Annotated in this window: 17 protein-coding genes; 7 read left to right on the top strand and 10 right to left on the bottom strand. The window is 70.9% G+C overall.

What is annotated here, in order from left to right:
* Nucleotides 1–643: 643 nt before the first annotated feature.
* The 8 genes from OG738_RS14265 to ssd all read right to left on the bottom strand — a co-directional run bounded on the left by OG738_RS14265 (nucleotide 644) and on the right by ssd (nucleotide 5664).
* Nucleotides 644–976 (bottom strand): Rv3654c family TadE-like protein, encoded by a 333-nt coding sequence (locus tag OG738_RS14265; RefSeq protein WP_329054293.1) that lies wholly within the window; start codon nucleotides 974–976, stop codon nucleotides 644–646.
* Nucleotides 977–1115: 139 nt separating this feature from the next.
* Complete coding sequence (locus OG738_RS14260) at nucleotides 1116–1448, bottom strand: TadE family type IV pilus minor pilin (protein WP_329054291.1); 333 nt, start codon at nucleotides 1446–1448, stop codon at nucleotides 1116–1118.
* A gap of 20 nt (nucleotides 1449–1468) precedes the next feature.
* Nucleotides 1469–1645, bottom strand: a complete 177-nt coding sequence (locus OG738_RS14255; protein WP_329054290.1) for a DUF4244 domain-containing protein — start codon at nucleotides 1643–1645, stop codon at nucleotides 1469–1471.
* A 20-nt stretch (nucleotides 1646–1665) separates the two neighbouring features.
* The gene (locus OG738_RS14250) at nucleotides 1666–2388 is read right to left on the bottom strand and encodes a type II secretion system F family protein (protein WP_329054289.1); all 723 of its coding nucleotides are present in this window, start codon (nucleotides 2386–2388) and stop codon (nucleotides 1666–1668) included.
* Nucleotides 2389–2437: 49 nt separating this feature from the next.
* Nucleotides 2438–3196, bottom strand: a complete 759-nt coding sequence (locus OG738_RS14245; protein ID WP_329054288.1) for a type II secretion system F family protein — start codon at nucleotides 3194–3196, stop codon at nucleotides 2438–2440.
* Nucleotides 3197–3260: 64 nt separating this feature from the next.
* Complete coding sequence (locus tag OG738_RS14240) at nucleotides 3261–4412, bottom strand: TadA family conjugal transfer-associated ATPase (RefSeq protein ID WP_329054287.1); 1152 nt, start codon at nucleotides 4410–4412, stop codon at nucleotides 3261–3263.
* On the bottom strand, nucleotides 4409–4555 hold the full coding sequence (locus OG738_RS14235) for a hypothetical protein (RefSeq protein WP_329054285.1): 147 nt from the start codon (nucleotides 4553–4555) through the stop codon (nucleotides 4409–4411). The genes OG738_RS14240 and OG738_RS14235 overlap by 4 nt, the downstream gene beginning before the upstream one ends.
* A 35-nt stretch (nucleotides 4556–4590) precedes the next feature.
* The gene (gene ssd, locus OG738_RS14230) at nucleotides 4591–5664 is read right to left on the bottom strand and encodes a septum site-determining protein Ssd (RefSeq protein ID WP_329054283.1); all 1074 of its coding nucleotides are present in this window, start codon (nucleotides 5662–5664) and stop codon (nucleotides 4591–4593) included.
* A gap of 610 nt (nucleotides 5665–6274) precedes the next feature.
* Between ssd and OG738_RS14225 the strand changes: the two genes are divergently transcribed.
* From OG738_RS14225 to OG738_RS14195, 7 genes are all read left to right on the top strand, one after another.
* On the top strand, nucleotides 6275–7105 hold the full coding sequence (locus OG738_RS14225) for an HAD family hydrolase (protein WP_329054281.1): 831 nt from the start codon (nucleotides 6275–6277) through the stop codon (nucleotides 7103–7105).
* Between the two features lie 663 nt (nucleotides 7106–7768).
* A complete protein-coding gene (locus OG738_RS14220) occupies nucleotides 7769–9526 on the top strand; it encodes a glycoside hydrolase family 3 protein (protein WP_329056701.1) in 1758 nt (585 codons plus the stop codon).
* Nucleotides 9523–10782: an exo-beta-N-acetylmuramidase NamZ family protein gene (locus OG738_RS14215; protein WP_329054279.1), complete on the top strand. Its 1260-nt coding sequence runs from the start codon at nucleotides 9523–9525 to the stop codon at nucleotides 10780–10782. Before OG738_RS14220 ends, OG738_RS14215 begins: the two co-directional genes overlap by 4 nt.
* 46 nt (nucleotides 10783–10828) lie before the next feature.
* Nucleotides 10829–12550 carry a serine hydrolase domain-containing protein gene (locus tag OG738_RS14210; protein ID WP_329056699.1) on the top strand — a complete coding sequence of 574 codons (1722 nt, stop codon included), beginning with the start codon at nucleotides 10829–10831 and terminating at the stop codon, nucleotides 12548–12550.
* A 238-nt stretch (nucleotides 12551–12788) separates the two neighbouring features.
* The gene (locus OG738_RS14205) at nucleotides 12789–13763 is read left to right on the top strand and encodes a MurR/RpiR family transcriptional regulator (RefSeq protein ID WP_329054277.1); all 975 of its coding nucleotides are present in this window, start codon (nucleotides 12789–12791) and stop codon (nucleotides 13761–13763) included.
* Between the two features lie 23 nt (nucleotides 13764–13786).
* On the top strand, nucleotides 13787–14716 hold the full coding sequence (locus OG738_RS14200; protein ID WP_329054275.1) for an N-acetylmuramic acid 6-phosphate etherase: 930 nt from the start codon (nucleotides 13787–13789) through the stop codon (nucleotides 14714–14716).
* Between the two features lie 63 nt (nucleotides 14717–14779).
* The gene (locus tag OG738_RS14195) at nucleotides 14780–15868 is read left to right on the top strand and encodes a HoxN/HupN/NixA family nickel/cobalt transporter (RefSeq protein ID WP_329054273.1); all 1089 of its coding nucleotides are present in this window, start codon (nucleotides 14780–14782) and stop codon (nucleotides 15866–15868) included.
* On the opposite strand, the gene OG738_RS14190 is transcribed toward OG738_RS14195, so the two are convergent.
* Nucleotides 15865–16587 carry an oxidoreductase gene (locus OG738_RS14190; protein ID WP_329054271.1) on the bottom strand — a complete coding sequence of 241 codons (723 nt, stop codon included), beginning with the start codon at nucleotides 16585–16587 and terminating at the stop codon, nucleotides 15865–15867. The genes OG738_RS14195 and OG738_RS14190 overlap by 4 nt on opposite strands.
* Complete coding sequence (locus OG738_RS14185) at nucleotides 16580–17077, bottom strand: phosphoribosyltransferase (protein ID WP_329054270.1); 498 nt, start codon at nucleotides 17075–17077, stop codon at nucleotides 16580–16582. Before OG738_RS14185 ends, OG738_RS14190 begins: the two co-directional genes overlap by 8 nt.
* Between the last annotated feature and the right edge of the window lie 109 nt (nucleotides 17078–17186).

Genomic DNA, 17186 nt, shown 5'->3' with positions numbered 1-17186 from the left:
GTGATCCCTACGGCCCGACCGAACCCGGCGGCGCGGATCGACGGTGAACGGCAGCCGCCCGCGGACCGTTCGTCGTGCGAATCCCAGGGATCACGCCACCGCGGGAGACGCACACGGCGGCCGAGGCGCGTCCTATCGGCCCAGGTGGACAGCCGTTTCGACCGCTCGCCGTGCACTACCGACCGCTGCCCGTGACCACCAGCCGCTCATCGTCCGCCCGGACGGATCAGCCGGTCACCGTGGCATACCGACCGGTCGGCGTCCGGCGAGCGGGCGTCCCGGTGAACGGTCGGAGAGGGGCTCACACCGGTCATCGGTGGCGGCGGGTGGGCTGTCGGAGGTGAGGTGACGGGACGAGTCGCGACGAGCGGTCACGCTGGCGTGGGCGGTCGCGGTGGTGTACGCGGTCACGGCCGCGGGTGGTCGGCGCGGCCTGGGTAGTCACGGTCGCGTGGGCTGCCGCGGCGGCACGCGTGGTCACGGCGGTGCCGGCGATCGCGGTGTCCTGGGAGTCACCGCTGCGTGGGTGATCGCGGCCCTCTGGGTGGTCACCGCGGTCTGCGTGGTCACCACGGCGAGCGAGCCGCCGGACTGGCTGCCTGGTGGTCGGCGGTCTTCGCGCCGGGCGCGCTGCCCCGCGCACTCAGGGCGGCTGACCGGTCGGTCCGGCACGAGCCCTGGCTGATGGGCCGGGCAGTCCGGCGAAACCCAAGCCTGGCGCCTGGACCTCGATGAAGGCGTCCAGGCGCTGCCAACGGCAGGTCAGGAGGCTGACCGCCATCCGGTCGGCGATCCATCTCGCGCGCTCGCACGCTCGGGCTGGGCCCTCCACCGCGTGTGAGGCCGCGGCGAGTGCGCCCAGGTCGGCGGCCGTCTCGGCTCGGTGGCGGGCGAGGACCGCGGCGCCCAGCCAGAAGCCGAGCACCGCCACCCCGGTCAGCGCGGCGACCGCCATCGCTGTCCAGATGGTGGCCACTCCACTGTCAGGTCGGCGGACGCCTTGTCGGGTCTTGGGTCCGGCAACCGGGGTGTCGGACCGGCACCAGGTTCGAGCCGCAACCCGGGCGTTCCGGTGGGCGCCCTGGCGCTGTCCGCGACGCGCCCGCGATCGGAGGTCAACCTGCACCGGACGCCCCCGTTCCCGGCTCGGCCATCGCGTACGCCGTTGCGTTCAGGTCGATCGCCGGGAGCAGGCCTCCTGCCGGGTGGGCTCTCACCTTGACCGTTATGGCGTCTCCTGCCTGCTGGATGTCGAGGTTCGCGCCTGGTGGGGCTATCTCGCGGACCGCCGCCGCTGCCTCCTCGGGTTGGCCTCTGGCCAGGAGCCGCGCTGCTTCGCGGGCTGCGTCTGTGCAGCGCAGCTGGCTTGTCAGCACCGTCAAGCCCGCGATCAAGAGGACGGTCACCACGGTCAGACCGGCCAGTCCGAAGGCCGCTTCTACCGTCACCGCACCTTCGTCGCGGGATCTCACGACGGCACCGTCAGGGCCTTCATGACCAAGCTCGTGAGCCAGGAGACCACCGAGTCGCCGGTGAGCAACGTGTAGAGGACAGCCGCGAAAGCCGCGACGGCGACCGTGACGATCGCGTACTCGACTGTCGTGGACCCGTCGTCGGAGCCGGGCCGGTGGTTGAACGTGCGCATGGGATTCCCTTCGGTACTGGTCAGAAGAGCGGGCCGAGACGTGCGGCCAGGCCGAGGACGACCGGCAGCACGCCCAGGCAGAAGAAGGCGGGCAGGAAGCACAGGCCGACCGGCAGTGCGAGAGCGACTCCGGCTCGTTCCGCGCGTTCCTCCGCTTCGGTGGCCAGCTCGTCGCGGAACCGTCCGGCCAGGTCGGCTGCCGACGTGGCGAAGGCCGCGCCCGAGCGGGACGTCCGGATGGCCGCGGCCGCCAGCTCGCCGAGGCCGGGGACCGCCTGCACCGGCGCCCAGGCCTCTTCCGGGCCGGAGCCGAGGGCGAGCAGGCCGGCGGTCGAGCGCAGCGCCGTGCCTGCCTCGGCCGGCGCGGTGTCGGCCACCGCGTCGAGGGCTGACGGGACCGGTAGTCCCGCGCGGAGGCAGGCCGCGAGGAGATCGAGCGTGCCGGCGAGGCGCAGCTTGGCCGCTATGCCGATTCCCGGTGCTCGCGGCCGTCGGGTGCGGCGGATCGCCCACCATCCGGTCGCGGTGACCAGGGTGCCCGCGACCGCGCCGGGTAGGCCGCCGACCAGAACTGCCGTCGAGACGCCGCCCAAGGCCGTTGCGAGGGGTGGGACCGCGCTCGGCCATCTGCGCGGCTCCGGGTTTCCGGTGCCGGTCAGCCAGGTGAAGCGTCGTGCTGCCGCCGAGTTGCTCGGCCAGATGAGGAGCGCCGCAGCGCAGAGAAAGAGTGCCGTCGGGGTCATCGGATCCGTCCTCGGCTGAGGAAGGGCCGACGCGGGCGGGTCGTTGCGGTCACCGGATGCGGACCTTGCCGGTCAGGGCTCGGCACCAGGCCGTTCCCGCCCAGAGCAGGATGCTGCCTACCACCAGGAGCAGTTGACCTGGCGTGCTCTCGGTCAGGACTGGCAGCGGGGACGCGCCCATCGCCTGGCCGAGCACGATGCACAAAGCCGGGAGACCGGTCAGTACCGCTGCGCTCGCCCGAGGGCCTGCCAGCTTCGCGCGCGCTCGGCGGGCGAAGGTCAAGCTCGCTTCCGCGTCGCGGCGGGTCGCGTTCAGGACGTCCGCCATGGGCAGGCCGTAGCGCTTGCCCAACGTCCAGGCCGCCGCGAGTTCCGGAAGGGCCGATGCCTGAAGCTCGCCGTCGAGGCGGGCTGATGTCGCCAGGGCCCGGAGGTCGCTCGACACCGCCGGGACGACCTCCGCCGCCGCTTCGGCCGCCGTCACCGGGTGGGCGCCGGAGCGGAGCTCGGACACCATGGTGCGCAGGGCCGTCGCCGTGTGGGCTGCCGCTTCCAGGTCCGTCGTCGCTCGGCGATGGGCTTGGCGCTCCTGGTGCCACGCCAGCGTCAGCACGCCGGCGGCGATCGCGCCGCCGGGTCCCGCCAGCACGCAGGCGAGGCCAGCCGGGAGCAGCCATCGGAGCACAGCCCACACGTCGGGAAGGTGCACTGTCGTCGGTTGCGCGACCGCGGCCTCGAGGCGGGTCGGTGCCGCGGGCCAGCACGCCAGTGCCGCGCCGACGCAGAGCGGGAACCACGGCGTGATCATCGCGGCCTCCTTCGCCGGCGCGGGAAGACGGTCACCAGCAACGAGATGCGCACCAGCAGCAGGGTCAGCACGCGATCGCTCCCGCCGTGACGAACAGGTGGCGGTCGACCGTCCAGCGGCCGGCGCGCCACACCGGCACGACTCGCGCGCGGCCGTGGTCCGCGCGGAGCACGCCGACTTCTGCGAGACGTCGTCGGCCGCCGGGCTCGCGTCGCATGTGGAGGACCACGCGGATCGCCGCGACGAGCTGGCTGTGCACCGCTTCGCGACCCAGGCCGCCGAGGGCCGCCAGTGCTTCGATGCGGGCCGGTACCTCGGCCGGCGAGTTGGCGTGGACTGTGCACGCGCCGCCGTCATGGCCGGTGTTCAAGGCGGTGAGCAGGGCGCCGACCTCGGCACCGCGGACTTCGCCGACCACCAGCCGGTCGGGACGCATCCGCAGCGCCTGGCGGACGAGCTCCGGCAGGCCTACCGCGCCCGCACCCTCCACATTGGCCGGGCGGCCGACGAGGCTGACGAACTGTGGGTGCGCCGGTTGTAGTTCGCCGGCGTCCTCGACACAGATGATCCGCTCGGCCGGATCGACCGCGCCGAGGAGGGCGGCCAGGAGCGTCGTCTTGCCCGCGCCGGTTCCTCCGGTGACGAGGAATGCCATCCGCCGCGAAACGACCGTCCGCAGCAGCTTCGCGCCGTTCGCGTCGAACGCGCCGAGTTCCTGCAGCGCGGTGAGGTCGTGCGTGGCCGGGCGGAGGACGCGCAATGACAGGCACGTGCCGCCGGCCGCGACCGGTGGGAGGACGGCGTGCACGCGGATGCGGCCGTGGGGGCCGGTGCCGGGCAGCCAGCCGTCCACATAGGGCTGGGCGTCGTCGAGCCGTCGGCCGGCGGCGAGCGCGAGGCGCTGGGCCAGGCGGCGGACGGCCTCCTCGTCGGTGAAGCGGACGCCGGTGCGGGTGAGGCCGCCCGGACCGTCCGTCCAGACCTCGTGCGGGCCGGTGACGAGCACGTCGGTCGTCGCCGGGTCCTCGAGGAGCTGGGCCAGCGGGCCGGCGCCGATGAACTCGTCGCGGGCTTGGCGTGCCGCGTCGAGGACCGCGACGTGGCCGAGCGCGCCACCCGCTTCGGCACGGACCGCCGTCGCGACGGCGACCGGATCGGCTTGGCGGCGGTCGCCGGCGAGGCGGTTGCGGACGCGGTCGACGAAGTCGGTGGTCATCGGTTCACCGCCTTGGGCTGGGTGTCGTCGGAGGCACGGCCGGCTGTCACGCGGGTGCCCGGTAGCAATGTCAGGAAGTTCGCCGCGCTCACTGGGCCGCGGGCGGCGAGGGTCAGGATTGTCGGCAGGAGCAGGTTGGCCACTCTGATCGGCGCTCCCGGCGGGCGGAGGCGGGCGATCATCGGGCCGCTGCCCGGGCTTCGCGGCGGGCTACCGACAGGACGTCCGCTGCCGCCTGGGCCAGCGGGCCCGACGGCTTGGCCGGGAACTCGCCGCGCTCGATGGCCGATGGCAGGCCTCGCTCCGGAGCCATCGATGCCAGCAGTGGCGGCCCGAGGAGGCCGGCCGTCTGGACCGGTGTGACGCCGGCGCGGGATCGTCCACATGCGACCACGCCCAGGCGGGCCGTCAGTTCCGACAGGCCTCGGAGCACCTGCTTCGCCGCCATGCAGGCGCGGAACTCCACCGGGACCACCAGCACCACCAGGTCGGCCACCGCGGCCGCTTCCGCCGCCGCGCCACTCAGGGTGCGGGGGAGGTCGCAGACCACCGTGCGGCCGGCGCGACGGCCGGCCGTGAGGACCGCCGACAGGGACTCGACCGCGGGGCCCTCGCCCTCGCGACCGCACGCCAGTACCGGCAGGCTGCCGCCGCGATGTCTTCGTTGCGGGAGGGCTGCCGCCAGTGCCGGTACCGAGACGCGGCCGCTGAGCCGCACCTCCGACCAGCGGGGGCCGGACGTCTTTTCCAGGCCCAGCAACAGGTCCAGGCCGCCGCCGAGCGGGTCGCAGTCCACCAGGAGGGCGCCGCCCGGCTCGCGGTCGGCTGCCAGCGCCAACGTCGAGGCGAAGACGGACGCACCCGCGCCGCCCCGGCCGCCGACCACGCCGAGGACCAGGCCGGCCTCCTCCGCCGGGACTTCGACGACGTCGGCGAACGCGCCCGCGAGCTCGGTCTCCTCGTCGGGCAACGAGATCACGCGCTCGACGCCGACGCGGAACGCGTGCTCCCACGTCCGTGGACCCGGACTGCCCTTGCAGACCAGGAGGATCCCGCCGCGGCGGGGCAGGACTTGCGGCTGCCGCGCGGCTTCTTCGTCGAGGACCACCAGCGGGGCCCGGGCCCAGTGCCCGCGGGCCGCCGTCAGATCCGGTGCCCGGTCGAGCTCGCAGCCCGCCACCGCGGCCACGCGCAGGATCTCGTCGAGCACGGTTTCGTCCGCGGCGACCACGAGCGGTCGTTCCCCCGTCATGCGTTCCTCCCCCGTCATCGGTGCGGGCCGTGGGTGGCCCGGGTTCCACCGTCGCGGTGGGCGGCTCGGGGGCGCAATGGGGCGAGTGGGCGGCTGTGGACAACCGGGGTGTTGTGGACAACTGCCGTCCGGCAGAGGGCTCGCGGGCCGGTTTTGTCGGTGGGTTGTGACAAGATCGCGCCCGCCCGCGACGCACGCGCGGCGGGAAACGGCGGGAATATCCGCATTCGATGATTCGACCGTATCGAAGAAAGCCGGATCCGACTCGCGAAAACGGAATCGAGAAAGGTAAGACGAAGGCAAGAAGACGCGCGCCGACGTCGTGAACCGAAATGCAAGAGGAAGGTTAAGAGGGCGGCCCCCGCCAGGGGGGAGGGACGGGGGCCGCCGTGGGTTCAGCCCCGGGGGGTCGGACTGAACCGGCCCGGTTGGACACCGGGCTCCCTCACTGTAACTCCGCCGGTGGCCGGTGCGCGCGGCGGGCGAGGCATACAGTTCGGTAACGGCACAGCGCGCCGGAAGTGCCTTCCTGTCATGGATTTTCCCCCGCCACGGCGCGCGGGTGGCGGATCAACGGGACGCGCCGCGATCAAGCTCCTATCCTGGGCACGTGGCCGAACCGAGCAGCGCGCCGTCGCGCATCCGGAACCCGGGCCCGGAGCACGCGGTGGCCGCGTTCTTCGACCTGGACAAGACGATCATCGCTTCGTCGAGCGCGCTGGCGTTCAGCAAACCGTTGCTCAAAGAAGGATTGATCAACCGTCGCGCGGCGTTGCGCAGTGCCTACGCGCAGCTGGTGTTCTCGCTCGCCGGAGCCGATGAGAACAAGACCGAGCGGCTGCGGGCCGAGGTTTCCGCGCTGTGCGCCGGCTGGGACGTCGCGCAGGTCTCGGCGATCGTCCGCGAAACGTTGCACGACGTCGTCGATCCGCTCGTCTACGCGGAGGCGGCCGAGCTGATCGCGCGCCACCGCGAGGACGGGCACGACGTCATCGTGCTGTCGGCGACCGGCGAGGAGGTCGTCGCGCCGGTGGCGGAAATGCTCGGCGCGACCCGCAGCGTCGCCACGCGGATGCAGATCGTCAACGGCCGTTACTCCGGCGAAGTCGACTTCTACTGCTACGGCGCCAACAAGGCCGTCGCCGCGAAGCAGCTCGCCGCGACCCACGGCTACGACCTCGCCGAGTGCTTCGCCTACACCGATTCGAGCACCGACATCCCGCTGCTCGAAGTCGTCGGGCACCCGCACGCGGTCAACCCGGACAGGCTGCTGCGGCGCGAGGCGCTCGACCGCGGCTGGCCGATCCTGGCCTTCGAGCGGCCCATGTCTCTCCGCAGCCGGATCCCGACCCGATCGGCGGGGATGGTGGCGCTCGGCGTCGGCGCGATGGCGGCCGGAGCGACCTGGTACGGCCTCAACCGTCGCCGTCGGTCCCGATAGCCGGCGGCGATCCACCCACACGGCCGTACGGCCTCCGCTTTGCTTGGCCCAGCCCCGAATTGTCCGTCGCGGAGGGTGCCGATGTCACCCGATCCAGCCTCTGTACCGGTGCACCCGTCCGCGCACTTGAAGTGACCGGGCTCACGGCGTAGAAAGTAGGTGCGGACGTTCGGTCGGCCAGGGAGCAGGTAGAAGAGAAGCCTGTTCCACCCCGGCAAACCTCCGTGCGCGGACTCCGGGTACCCACGCGCAGCGCGCCGCGGGAGGCTCGTCGTCTAGGGACTGCGTAGTGGGACGCCACACGCCGAGTCCATGTAGGTACGACCAGAGTTGCACGCTTGGTCGCCCGAGAAGTTCGCGCTCTGCAGGCGGCGCCCGTCGGCCCTAGGCCACGGGCGCCGCCTCGTTTTGTGCCTGGAGTGCCCCGCCACCCGTTCGGACCCCCCTGCACGGTGCGAACGGCGAGTTTCTTACCGATCCGGGTACGAACTCCTCCGTTGGTGCCGTCGGTCGATGGACATCGACGGATTCGGTGAGTAGCTTCCCGATACCGGCGCCTCCGAGTGGACTTCTGACGTCCGCCGGGCGCCGCAACTTTCTGGGAGGCTGGTCGTGACGACCCGAAATCGGAGGTTCCATGCGCTCGCCCTGCCCGTCGCGGGGGTGCTCGCCCTCACCGGTGTGGGTGTCGCGACCGCGGCGAGCGCACCGCGGGTGACCGCGAGCGCACAGGCGGAGGCCGCGGCGACGCAGGCACTGCGTGGGCTGACGCTCGAGCAGAAGGTCGGCCAGCTGTTCGTGACCTGGGTGAACGGCAAGTCGGCCGACGAGGTGAACCCGAAGAACCAGACCGACTTCGGCGTCGACACCCCTGCTCAGGTGATCCAGAAGTACCACCTGGGCGGCGTCATCTACTTCAACAACGACACGCGCGACAACTTCGACGACCCCGTCCAGGTCGCGAAGCTGTCCAACGGCCTCCAGCAGGCCGCCATCGGCAGCGGGGCGCACATCCCGCTGCAGATCGGCGCCGACCAGGAGGGTGGCACCGTCACCCGGATGGGCGCGCCCGCCACGGAGTTCCCGAACTCGATGGCCATCTCCGCCGGCCGGGACCCGGCGAGGGCGACGAAGGCCGCCACGATCCTCGGCCACGAACTGCGTGCCGTCGGCATCAACCAGGACTTCGCGCCCGACTCCGACGTCAACTCGAACCCCGCCAACCCGGTCATCGGCGTGCGCTCCTTCGCCGGGCAGCCCGGCCTGGCGAGCCAGTTCGTCACCGCCGAGGTCAAGGGCTACCAGGACTCCGACCTGCCGACGAAGACCGTCGCGGCGACCGCCAAGCACTTCCCCGGCCACGGCGACGCGGCCACCGACAGCCACACCGGCCTGCCCCGGATCGACCGGACCGAGCAGCAGTGGCGTGACATCGACGTGCCGCCGTTCAAGGCCGCCATCAAGGCCGGCATCGACTCGATCATGACCGCGCACATCCAGTTCCCCAGCCTCGACCCGTCGCTGGAGCCGGCGACGCTGTCGAAGCCGATCGTCACCGGCAAGCTGCGGGGCGAGCTGGGTTACAACGGCGTCGTCATCACCGACTCCCTCGAAATGCAGGGCGTGCGCGAGATGCACAGCGACGCCGAGATCCCGGTCCTCGCGCTCAAGGCCGGCGTCGACCAGCTGCTCATGCCGGTGCACCTCGACGTCGCCATCAACGCGGTGCTCAACGCGGTGAAGTCCGGCGACATCCCGATGCAGCGGATCGACCAGAGCGTGCTTCGCGTGCTGAAGCTGAAGTTCGAACGCGGCATCCTCTTCTCGCCGTTCAACGATCCGAACCGGGTGATGAGGACCGTCGGCACGCCGGCGAACCTCAAGACGGCGCAGGACATCGCCGACCGCGGCATCACGGCGATCGCCAACGACGCCGGCGTCCTGCCGCTCAAGCAGAAGCCCGCGAGCACTCTCGTGACCGGCTGGGGTGTCTCGACGACGGCGACGCTCGCGCAGAAGCTGACCGCGCACGGCACGGCCGCGACGGCGTACCAGACCGGCCAAGCCCCGACGGACGCCCAGATCGCCCAGGCGGTCGCGAACGCCAAGAACGTCGACCTCGTCGTCGTGCTGACCAACAACATCGGCGCCTACCCGCGGCAGACGAAGCTCCTCGACGCGCTGCAGGCCACCGGCAAGCCGGTCGTCGCGGTCGCCGCGCAGATCCCGTACGACGCCGGTTACGCATCCACGGTGAAGACCTGGCTGGCGACGTACGGCTACATCGGGCCGACGCTGGAGGCGCTGGCCAAGGTGATCCTCGGCGAGACGAAGCCGGTCGGGAAGCTGCCGGTCGACATCCCGGCGGGCGCCGACGTGAACACCGTGAAGTACCCCTTCGGCCACGGGCTGACCTGGTGAACCTGAACCGGCGCCACTTCCTCGGCGCGGGTGCGCTCGCGGTCCCGGCGTTGGCGGGCGGCTCCGCCGTCGCCGGGGCCGAGCCGGAAAACCGCCCGGGGCGGGTTCTCACCGGCGCCGAGCAGCTGGCCGCGCAAGGTTGGGGGCCCTTGAAGGGCCGCAAGCTCGGCGTCCTGTCGAACCCGACCGGGGTCCTGCTGAACGGCGACCACATCGTCGACTCGATGGTCGCGGCCGGTGTCAAGCCGGTCGCGGCCTTCGGGCCCGAGCACGGCTTCCGCGGCAGCGCGCAGGCCGGCGGCTCCGAAGGCGACTACACGGACCCGCGCACCGGCGTGCCCGTGTATGACGCGTACGGCGTCGACGCGACGAAGCTCGCTTCGCTCTTTACCAAAGCGGGCGTCGACACTGTCGTCTTCGACATCGCCGACGTCGGCGCGCGCTTCTACACCTACATCTGGTCGCTCTACACGGCGATGGTGGCCGCGGCGCAGGTCAAGGCCGCCTTCGTCGTCCTCGACCGGCCGAACCCGATCGGCGGCCGGGCGGCCGGCCCGCTGCTCGACCCGAAGTTCGCCTCGGGGATCGGGAAGAAGCCGATCGTCCAGCAGCACGGCATGACCGTCGGCGAGCTGGCGCACTTCTTCGCCGAAGAGTTCCTGCCCGGCGAAGGCGTCCGGCTCGAAAAGCTGGAAATCATCCAGGTACGCGGCTGGCAGCGCGACACGCTCTTCGCGCAGACCGGGCTGAACTGGGTGCTGCCGAGCCCGAACATGCCGACGCCGGACACGGCGCTCGTCTACCCGGGCACCGGCATGTTCGAAGGCACCGTGTTCTCCGAGGGCCGCGGGACGACCCGGCCGTTCGAGATCATCGGCGCGCCCGGGCTCGACTGGCGCTGGCGCGAGAAGCTCGAAGAGCTGCGGCTGCCCGGGGCGAGGTTCCGCGAGATCTACTTCGTGCCGACGTTCAGCAAGTTCGTCAACCAGACCTGCGGGGGCGTGCAGGTGAGCGTCGACGACCCGCGGGCCTTCGACGCGATCCGGACCGCGGTCGCCATGCTCGTGACGGCGAAGGCACTGCACCCGGACGTCTTCGCCTGGCGGCCCGACAACTACATCGACAAGCTCTCCGGGTCGGACCGGCTCCGGACGATGGTCGACGCCGGCGCGGGCGTCGACGAGGTCACCGGGGCCTGGCGGGCCGAGCTGGCCGAGTTCGACCGGAAACGTCGTCGCCACCTGCTCTACCGCTGAGGGGGAACTCGTGCGTGCTAGGAAGGTCATCGCCGCGGCCACCGGAGTGCTGGTCGCGCTGACCACGCTTACCTCGGGAGCCAGCGCCATCACCGGACACCACGACGACGCGGGCCGCTTCGACCGGCCGCAGCAGGGCTTCGCCCCGCCGTGGACGACGCTGCGCACCGGAAGTCCCCGAGAGGTGAACCTCGACCCGGCGCCGATCAAGGCCGCCGAGGACTTCCTCGCGAGCTGGACGACGCCGGACGCCACCGGGCACCCGCACTTCTCCGGCGCGGTCGGCCTCCTGGCCCACGACGGCGTGGTCGTCGACCGGTACGCCGTCGGTGGCGCGCTCAGGTACGCCGATGCCGCGGGCACCGAACTGCCGGCTGACCAGCAGGTCCCCATGAAGAACGACACCATCTTCGACATGGCGTCGATCTCGAAGCTGTTCACCTCGATCGCCGTGCTGCAGCTCGTCGAACGCGGTCAGCTGACCATCGACACGCCGGTGAGCCGCTTCTTCCCGGAGTTCGCCACCGGCGACAAGGCCGCCATCACGATCAAGATGCTGCTCACGCACGTCTCCGGGTTCGACGCCGACCCGATCCCGTCGCTGTGGGCCGGCTACCCGGACATCCCGTCGCGCCGGCAGGCGGTGCTCGACAGCCCGCTGAAGAACAAGCCGGGCACGACGTACCTCTACTCCGACATCAACCTGCTCACCCTCGGCTTCATCGTCGAGAAGCTGACCGGGCAGACCCTGGACAAGGTGGTCCACGACCGGATCACCGCGCCACTGGGCATGGCCGACACCGGGTACAACCCGCCCGCGTCGAAGCTGAACCGGATCGCCGCGACGGAGTTCGAGGCCAACCCGCCACGCGGGATGGTGCGCGGCAGCGTGCACGACGAGAACGCGTGGTCGCTCGGCGGCGTCGCCGGGCACGCCGGGGTGTTCAGCACCGCGAACGACATGGCCACCCTCGCCCAGACGATCCTCAACGGCGGCACCTACCGCGGGCACCGGATCCTGCGCCAGGAGACCGTGCGGCAGATGCTGACGAACTACAACCAGCAGTTCCCCGACGACTCGCACGGCCTGGGCTTCGAACTCGACCAGCCCTGGTACATGGGCGCGCTGGCCTCCCCGGTCACCGCCGGGCACACCGGCTTCACCGGGACGACGCTGGTCATCGACCCGGAGTCGCGCTCCTTCGCGATCCTGCTGACCAACCGCGTGCACCCGAGCCGCAGCTGGGGCTCGATCAACACCGCGCGCCAGGTGTGGGCGACGTCGCTGGCCAGGGCCATGGCCGTCCAGCCCGAGGTGGGGAAGGACGCGTGGACGAGCACGCTGGGTAATGCCAGCGTGGCCACGCTGAGTACTCGACCATTTACTACGCAAAGTGATCAAGCGCGGGTGTCCTTCTACGCCTTCGTGGACACCGAGGGAAGCACTGATCCACTACAGCTGCAGGCGTCCACCGACGGGGTGAACTGGCAACCGGTCGCGCTATCGGTATCGGGGCCGGGCGCACCCTCCGGAGATGTGACGTCGCTCTCCGGGCACGGGCACCGTGCCTGGTGGAAGGCGAGCGGTCCGCTGCCCCATGGCGCGTCGGTGAGCCTCCGGTGGCGTTACAGCACCGATCCGAACTACACCGGGCGCGGTGTTTCGGTCGACGGTGTGAAAGTCACCGAGAGCGGCCGATCACTCCTCGACGGTGAACGGAACCCGGCCGTTTTCGTCGCTGAGGGTTGGCAGTTGAGCTCAAGGTGACACCGCTGTCGCCGACTGTCGAACTTTCGGCCGAATTAACCGTCCTCTTGCCGTTTGCGCTGCGACACTAAGTTGCCAAGTCGTTAGCTTGACCTCGTTAACAAGACCGACCTGGTTGGCGACTTTCTGGTCAGTGATTAATCGCAAATCCAGATCCGCAGACACGGACGGGTTGCGATCCGACCGAAGGGTGTGGGTAGCCTTGTCGCAGATGCCGACGGTTAGTAACTTTCCGACGATGAGTGATACCGAATCCGTAGTCGGCTCGGCACCGTCCGAGACCGTAGCGGTCCAGACGGCCGTGCGGGACGCGGACTCCAGCCCGCTGGTGCGGATCCGGTCCCTGCTCCCCGGACTGGCCCGCGCCGAGCAGCGCGTGGCGAAGGTGGTGCTGGAGGATCCCGCGCACGTCGCGAGACGCAGCATCACCGAAGTCGCCTTGGCCGCGAACACGAGCGAGACGACGGTGACGCGCTTCTGCAAGGCCGTCGGCGTCGGGGGGTACCCGCAGCTGCGCATCGCGCTGGCCGCGGACACCGCCCGCACCGAGGCGCGCACCACGCGCAACCTCGGTGGCGAGATCGGCCCGGAGGACGACCTGGCGGCCGTCATCGGCAAGGTCAGCTTCGCCGACGCGCGCGCCGTCGAGGAGACGGCCGACCAGCTCGACGTCGCCACGCTGGAGCGCGTGATCGAGGTCGTCGCGAACGCCGGCCGCGCGGACGTCTACGGCGTGGGCGCCAGCGCGTTCGTCGCCGCGGACCTGCAGCAGAAGCTGCACCGCATCGGCCGCGTGTGCTTCTCGTGGTCGGACACGCACATCATGCTCACCTCGGCCGCGGTGCTGAGCCCCGGTGACGTCGCGATCGGCGTCTCGCACACCGGCGCGACCACCGACACCGTCGAGGCGCTGCGGGTGGCCCGCGAGCACGGCGCGATCACCATCGCCGTGACGAACTTCCCGCGGTCCCCGATCACCGAGGTCGCCGATTACGTTTTGACCACGGCAGCACGGGAAACCACGTTCCGTTCGGGAGCGACGGCGAGCCGCATCGCCCAGCTCACCGTCATCGACTGCCTGTTCATCGGCGTCGCGCAGCGGCACATGGACGCGTCGGTCAACGCCCTGGACGCGACCAGGGACGCGGTCGGCTCGCACCGCTTGGGGGTCAGGCCGGACGGTCGTCGCCGTCCGCGGGAAACCGGCAAGTAATGACCGAAGAAAATGTGAGGCGCATGATGACCGTCCCCACGCAGGCGGTGCACGTCGATTCGCCGACCGAAACCCGCAATCCCCGCACCACGGACATCGACCTGATGTCCACCGCGGGGATCCTCGGCGCGATCAACGCCGAGGACCGCACGGTCGCCGGCGCCGTGGCCGCGGTGCTGCCCCAGGTGGCGCGCGCGGTGGACTACGCGGTGGACGCCCTGCGGGCCGGCGGCCGGGTGCACTACGTCGGCGCGGGGACGTCCGGGCGCCTCGCCACGCTGGACGCGGCGGAGCTGGTGCCGACGTTCAACGTGCCGGCGGACTGGTTCATCGCGCACCACGCCGGCGGCGAGCGCGCGCTGCGCCAGGCCGTCGAAAACGCGGAGGACGACGACGGGGCCGGCGCGGCCGAGCTGGCCGCCATGGTCCAGCCGGGCGACTTCGTGCTGGGGCTGACGGCGTCGGGCCGGACGCCGTACGTCTTGGGCGCGCTGCTGGCCGCGTCGCGCCAGGGCGCCCGCACCGGCCTGGTGTCGGGCAACCCGAAGGCCGCCAAGCCGGCGGGCGTCGACGTGCTCATCGCCGTCGACACCGGCCCGGAGGCGATCGCCGGCTCGACCCGGATGAAGGCGGGCACGGCGCAGAAGATGATCCTGACGTCGTTCTCCACGGCGACGATGATCAAGCTGGGCCGGACCTACTCCAACCTGATGGTCAGCATGCGGGCGACGAACGCGAAGCTGCGCGGCCGGACCATCCGGATCCTGCAGGAAGCCACCGGCATGACGATGGCGGACTGCTCGGACGCGCTCACCGAGGCCGGGGGCGACCTCAAGGTGGCGCTGGTGCACTTGCTGTCCGGGGAGGACGTCAAGAGCGCGGCGAAGGCACTGCACGCGTCGGGCGGGCACGTGCGCAAGGCGTTGGACCTGGTGCGAGTGCGCGCCAGCTAGAACTTCATTGCCGTTCATCTGTTCACCTGTCTAACCTCTCAGATGAGGGAAGGCGGGTGGGCGATGGCGGACACGGAGGACTCGCGGCGCGCGCTGTCGCGCCGCGAGTGGGTGTCGATCGGCGGGATGGCCGGGTTCGTCCTGCTCCTCAACGTCGTGGGCTGGGTCGTGCTGGCGGCCTTCGTCGCACCTCACCACTACGCGCTGGGCACCTCCGGCGTGTTCGGGATCGGGCTGGGCGTCACGGCGTTCACGCTCGGCATGCGGCACGCGTTCGACGCCGACCACATCGCGGCGATCGACAACACGACCCGCAAGCTGATGGCCGACGGCCAGCGCCCGCTGTCGGTCGGCTTCTGGTTCTCACTCGGGCACTCGACGATCGTCTTCGCGCTGTGCCTGCTGCTTTCCCTGGGCGTCCGCGCGCTGGCCGGGCAGGTCGAGGACGGCTCGTCGGCGCTGCACAACGCCACCGGCCTGATCGGGACGTCGGTGTCCGGCGTGTTCCTGTACGTGATCGCGATCCTGAACCTCGGGGTGCTGATCGGCATCCTGCGAGTGTTCCGGCGGATGCGCCACGGCGAGTTCGACGAGGCCGCGCTGGAGCACCAACTGGACAACCGTGGTCTGCTGAACCGCGTGCTGCGCGGGGCGACGAAGGCCGTGCGCAAGCCGTGGCACATCTACCCGGTCGGGTTGCTGTTCGGGCTGGGCTTCGACACCGCGACGGAGATCGGCCTGCTCGTGCTCGCCGCGGGCGCCGCGACGTTCGCCCTGCCCTGGTACGCGATCCTCGTGCTGCCGATCCTGTTCGCCGCCGGGATGAGCCTGTTCGACACCGTGGACGGCTGCTTCATGAACTTCGCGTACGGCTGGGCGTTCGCGCGGCCGGTGCGCAAGATCTTCTACAACCTCACGGTGACGGCGCTGTCGGTAGCCGTCGCGTTCGTCATCGGCACGATCGAGCTGGTGTCGATCCTCGCCGACAAGCTGGCCATCACGTCGGGTCCGCTGGCCGCGATCGCTTCGGTGAACCTGGACTACGTCGGCTTCGGGATCGTCGGGCTGTTCGTGCTCACCTGGGTGATCGCGCTGGCGGTGTGGCGGTTCGGGCGGATCGAAGAGAAATGGTCGGCGAAGCTGTCCGCTTAAGAAGCCGCATCCGAAATGCTCTTCGCTTCGCGCGCCCCCGCTTCGAATGCTTCGCAGTTGAAGAGCAGCCACGCGCGTACGCCTTCCGGCGTCCCGCTCGCGAATCCTTCCGCCGCTTCGAGATAACGCGGAACGCGGCGGAAGAACGCGACTTCGGGAATGCTCAAGGCTTTCGGGTCCAGGCCCGTCGCGACCATCGTCAGCCGGGCCGCGGCGCGGGCCACGATGCCGTCCGCGCTGCCGAACGGCTTGAGCGCCAACAGTTCTCCGTGCACGACGGCGGTCAGGACGGGGCCCGGTACCGACGTCGCGCCCGTCACGAGCTGGGCGAGCAGTTCGAGGCGGCCGCCGCCGGAATGCGGGCGCCCCAACGCATCCGGGTCGTCGACGAGGTCCGCCGCGGCGAGAACGTGCATGCGCGCCAAGGCTTGCATGGGCGCGCGGCGCCACGTCGGGAGCAGCGTCTCCAACGTCTCCGCGACGCGCAGCGCGCCCGCCAGGACCGGGTCGGCCACCGCGCCGTCGGCGGGCAGTTCCGGGTTCGCGCCCTCGATCCCCGCCGACGCCCGCGCCGCGCGGACCGACGCTTCGGCAGCGGTCGCCGCGCCGCCGCGAAGGTTCGCGGGGAGGCGGTGGACCGCGAACACGGCGTCCTGCGCGGACTTCGCGGCCGCCGCGACGCCTTCGAGGTCGAGGAGGGGCTTCAGCGGATCAGGCATCGAGGACCTGGCCTTCGCGGGAGACCACGGGCGGCAGCACCGACCACGGGAAGTTGATCCAGCGGTCGGTGTGCCGCCAGACGTACTCGCACTTGACCGTCGAGTGCGGCTTCTCGTAGACGACCGCCGAGCGCACCTCGGCGACGTGCTGGAGGCAGAAGTCGCGGACCAGCTTGAGCGTGGCGCCGGTGTCGGCGACGTCGTCGGCGATCAGCACCTTCTTGCTCGTCAGGTCGACGACGTTGGGCACCGGCGGCAGCATCACCGGCAGGTCGAGGCGCTGGTCGACGCCGGTGTAGAACTCGACGTTCATCACGTGCAGGTTCTTCACGTCGAGCGCGTAGCCGAGCGCGCCGGCGACGAACAGGCCGCCGCGGGCGATGGACAGGACGAGGTCCGGCGCGAAGCCGTCGTCGGCGATGGTGTGAGCCAGTTCACGGCTCGCCGTGCCGAACAGCTCCCAGCTCAGCTCTTCCCGCTCTTCGGCCATCGATCTCGCCCTTCGTCGTGGTCCGCCGAGCATAGGCAACGCCGAAGTGGCCTCTGGAAATGCTCGGAAATTGGCTATCACAGGAAGCCATTACCGTGCTTACGGTGAT

Source organism: Amycolatopsis sp. NBC_01488 (assembly GCF_036227105.1).
In the GTDB taxonomy this organism is placed as follows: Bacteria; Actinomycetota; Actinomycetes; order Mycobacteriales; family Pseudonocardiaceae; genus Amycolatopsis.
This window is presented reverse-complemented; position numbering and strand designations above follow the sequence as displayed.

Bases quoted from the DNA above. Each gene is read 5' to 3' on its own strand.
- OG738_RS14255 (WP_329054290.1), bottom strand. From the start codon at position 1,645: ATGCGCACGTTCAACCACCGGCCCGGCTCCGACGACGGGTCCACGACA.
- OG738_RS14250 (WP_329054289.1), bottom strand. From the start codon at position 2,388: ATGACCCCGACGGCACTCTTTCTCTGCGCTGCGGCGCTCCTCATCTGG.
- OG738_RS14245 (WP_329054288.1), bottom strand. From the start codon at position 3,196: ATGATCACGCCGTGGTTCCCGCTCTGCGTCGGCGCGGCACTGGCGTGC.
- OG738_RS14240 (WP_329054287.1), bottom strand. From the start codon at position 4,412: ATGACCACCGACTTCGTCGACCGCGTCCGCAACCGCCTCGCCGGCGAC.
- ssd (WP_329054283.1), bottom strand. From the start codon at position 5,664: ATGACGGGGGAACGACCGCTCGTGGTCGCCGCGGACGAAACCGTGCTC.
- OG738_RS14205 (WP_329054277.1), top strand. From the start codon at position 12,789: ATGAGTGATACCGAATCCGTAGTCGGCTCGGCACCGTCCGAGACCGTA.
- OG738_RS14200 (WP_329054275.1), top strand. From the start codon at position 13,787: ATGATGACCGTCCCCACGCAGGCGGTGCACGTCGATTCGCCGACCGAA.
- OG738_RS14195 (WP_329054273.1), top strand. From the start codon at position 14,780: ATGGCGGACACGGAGGACTCGCGGCGCGCGCTGTCGCGCCGCGAGTGG.
- OG738_RS14190 (WP_329054271.1), bottom strand. From the start codon at position 16,587: ATGCCTGATCCGCTGAAGCCCCTCCTCGACCTCGAAGGCGTCGCGGCG.
- OG738_RS14185 (WP_329054270.1), bottom strand. From the start codon at position 17,077: ATGGCCGAAGAGCGGGAAGAGCTGAGCTGGGAGCTGTTCGGCACGGCG.